This window comes from Helicobacter salomonis (assembly GCF_900197775.1).
Taxonomy (GTDB): Bacteria; Campylobacterota; Campylobacteria; order Campylobacterales; family Helicobacteraceae; genus Helicobacter; species Helicobacter salomonis.
In genome coordinates this window covers 1-3,159 of record NZ_FZMA01000041.1, presented here as the reverse complement: position 1 = coordinate 3,159, position 3,159 = coordinate 1, and the positions used below count along the sequence as shown (strand labels likewise).

Annotated in this window: 3 protein-coding genes; all 3 read left to right on the top strand. The window is 43.6% G+C overall.

The window, feature by feature from the left end; translation table 11 throughout:
- On the top strand, positions 1–899 hold an 899-nt coding region (locus C6H04_RS06635; protein WP_499797615.1), incomplete at its 5' end, for a PBECR3 domain-containing polyvalent protein.
- A gap of 418 nt (positions 900–1,317) precedes the next feature.
- Positions 1,318–1,464: a hypothetical protein gene (locus C6H04_RS06630; protein ID WP_324731126.1), complete on the top strand. Its 147-nt coding sequence runs from the start codon at positions 1,318–1,320 to the stop codon at positions 1,462–1,464.
- A gap of 1,023 nt (positions 1,465–2,487) precedes the next feature.
- On the top strand, positions 2,488–3,159 hold a 672-nt coding region (locus C6H04_RS06625), incomplete at its 3' end, for a portal protein (protein ID WP_499797614.1).

Sequence of the window (3,159 nt, the reverse complement as noted above, 5' to 3'; positions counted from 1 at the left end):
CCCAATTAGTGCACTTGAGCGATGCCGCTCTAAAAGAGAGCTTGAAACTGCGCCCTGCGATATTCCAAGACACTCTAAGCCAAGTGTTAGGCGCAGGGTTTGCGCGCTTCATGCGCTTAGAAAATCCTAAAGGGCAACTCTATGAGTTCTTAAAAAACCTTCCTAATGCTTTGCAGGAGGAATTACAGCCCAGATTAGCCTTTGGGGATATGCAAAGTTACAAAAAGCTGAGTGAAGCCAATGTCTATGACTTTGCTAGCCTATTGATACGCTCAGGACAGATGACCCAAGAAGTGAGCAATGTAGCCAGTCTCCTGCCCCAATTAGAACAAAGGGCTAAGCAGGCGCAGGAGTTGTTGGGGAAAGAGCTTAGAGAACAAGCCCAGCGACCTCTTGAGGACTTGCTAGACCCTAGAAAGCCTTTGAGAAAAGCTAAGCCTGAAGAGATTACCCCAGAACTCTTAGAAAGAGTGAAAGCAACTAACGCCAAAATATGGGTAGGGGATTTGACTAACCCCCAAATCTTGGAGCATTTGGGGATGGATACACAAACTCCTATGATGTTTATCGCAGATGGAAACGCCTTGACCCACATTGAAAAAAGGCATGGGTTAAATGCGCCTTTAGTCAAAAGTAGCGGGCAACCTGCCATAACGCATGAAGATATTGCTAATTACCCCGACATTGTCAATAGCGCAGATTTAATGAAAATTGAGAAATACAATGATTTAACGACCATAAAAATCGGGAAACAAATCAACGGATACACTATTGTGGTGGAAGTTGTAGGGAAAAAGAACAATCGACTAGCTCTGAAAACCATGTACAAAGAACATGGGAAACTAGAACAAGGACTAGACTTTAGAGATGGTAACTACATACGACTATCTCAAAGATAGCGCAGGTCCACCAGTAGTTAAATACGGGTCCTACTTAGACGTATCGTTGGAACCATCAACTCGAACTTATAGGAAAAATACTTAATGCTTGCTTTAACGGATATTGTGTTGTGGTAGAAACTATCAGCACTAAGAAAAACGAACTAAAGCTAAAAACAATCTACAAAGAGTATGGGAAACTTGAGAATAACAAACACTTTCGCGGGTGAATATGCGGACTATCCAAAGATAGCGGAAACCTCCCTAAGCCCCAAGCCTAGTGTTTCCCACGCACTGATCCACACCGCTAGGTTAGACACTAACATAACTTACACGAAAAGTCAAATTTGCATTTTTCCACCCCATGAAATACTCTCTATTTAGCCTAGTGTTATTCTTCTATGGCTGTACCCCCCAAATAATCTACCAAAAGGTCTATGTGCCTGTGAAATGTCAAGTTAAGCCCCCTGTGCGTCCTAGCCAAGAGCTAGACATGTTGGCATACCTCAAGGAATTGCTCATTTACACGGAGACCTTAGAGAAAGACCTGCAACACTGCACACAAGCCCCAAACAAAACCCCCTAAAGTTTTAACCCTTGTCTCTCTTGTATCAATCTGCTAGTATGCTGCTGCCCTTGCCATCATCGGGCTCCTATCCTAGCTAGTGCTGTAGCCCATTAAGCTATCAAAATCTCCACTCAAATGAAAAAGCACAAAAAAGCCTAGCTAGGGAGATAGACTAAAGCTTTTAACCCTTGTTTCCTTCAAGGCTTTTTGTTAATCTTCCTTTGCCCTTAAGCGCTCTTTTATTTCTCTTGAAGTGATTTCTTTTACCTTAAGGGCCTCATAACACGATAGATTAATTTTTATGGCGGTATCTGTGCTAGCGGGGCTATTCTAGCCCCGTAAAGATGCCAAGGTTTTCCTTAACTGACATTTTTACTACCGCTTAACAATTTTGATAACGTTTTGGCTTTGTATGGCATGGGGTTACTTTGTTGTGGCGGTATCTGTGCTAGTGTGTGCATTCTGCACACACACAGACTTCTCATGTATCTTAACTCATATGCTCTTACTGCTTAGCAGTTCAGAATGACGGTCTTGGCTTTGTATAACAACATGGGGTTACTTCATTGTAGCGTTATCCGTGCTAGCGAGGCTATTCTAGCCTCGCAAAGATGCCAAGTTTTAACTTAATGCGCGTTTTGCATACCGCTTAACGGTTTAAATAACGGTCCCTGCTTTGTAGCATAGTTACGCATTTCTGCACACACACAGATGCCAAGGTTTTCCTTAACTGACATTTTTGCTACCGCTTAACAATTTTGATAACGTTTTGGCTTTGTATGGCATGGGGTTACTTCATTGTGGCGGTATCTGTGCTAGCGGGGCTATTCTAGCCTCGTAAAGATGCCATGTTTAACTTAGTGCGCGTTTTCTTGCTGTTCAATAGTTTATAATAACGCTTTGGCTTTGTAGCGTGTTTTAACCCTTGTCTCTCTACTTGCAATCTGCTACTATCCCTCCACGCCTTTAATCTCAAGGCGTGTTTTCCTTTGTTTCTCGTGTGGGAAACCACACGGGTTTTAGCAAGTATAAAGGCATCCCTTGATAGATCACCGCTCTCTTCTAGAAGCCTTCAAATTAGATTTAGAACACTCCCAAAGCTCTCTGCGTGAGTTCAAACAGGCCAAAGCCTACTACCATGGCAATCAATTGCCCCCCGATGTACTCCATATCATTACGCAGCGCGGACAGACCCCCATAGTGGAGAACATTTACAAGATGATTGTCAACAAGATCATCGGCTACAAGATACAGAGTATTCAAGAGGTGCATCTAACCCCCAGACAAGAGGAAGACAAGCCTCTAGCAGACCTACTCAATGACTTGTTGAAGTATTTCAGCCAGAAGCGCAATTTTGACAAGGAGATCATTCAGCGAGATAAGGATTTAATCATGGGGGGTTTGGGCATTGTGGAGTTATGGGCCCTGCGTGATGCTGAGGGTTTTGTAGACATTGAGCTCAAGGCTTTAAACCCTGAGAGTTTCATTATCGACCATTTTAGCACAGATGCCCATGCTTTAGATGCTAGGCGTTTTCATAAAATCCTCAAAGTGGATGGCCAACATGCCCAAGAACTCTTGCCTAATGTGGAAGTGCTCTATTTGCCTAGCAACACCCATGAGCGCATGGCACTCCTCATTGAGAGCTGGGTTAAGGAGAAGGAACAGGGGGAATGGGTGTGGAACCGCTATCTATGGCATCAAGAGGGAGGC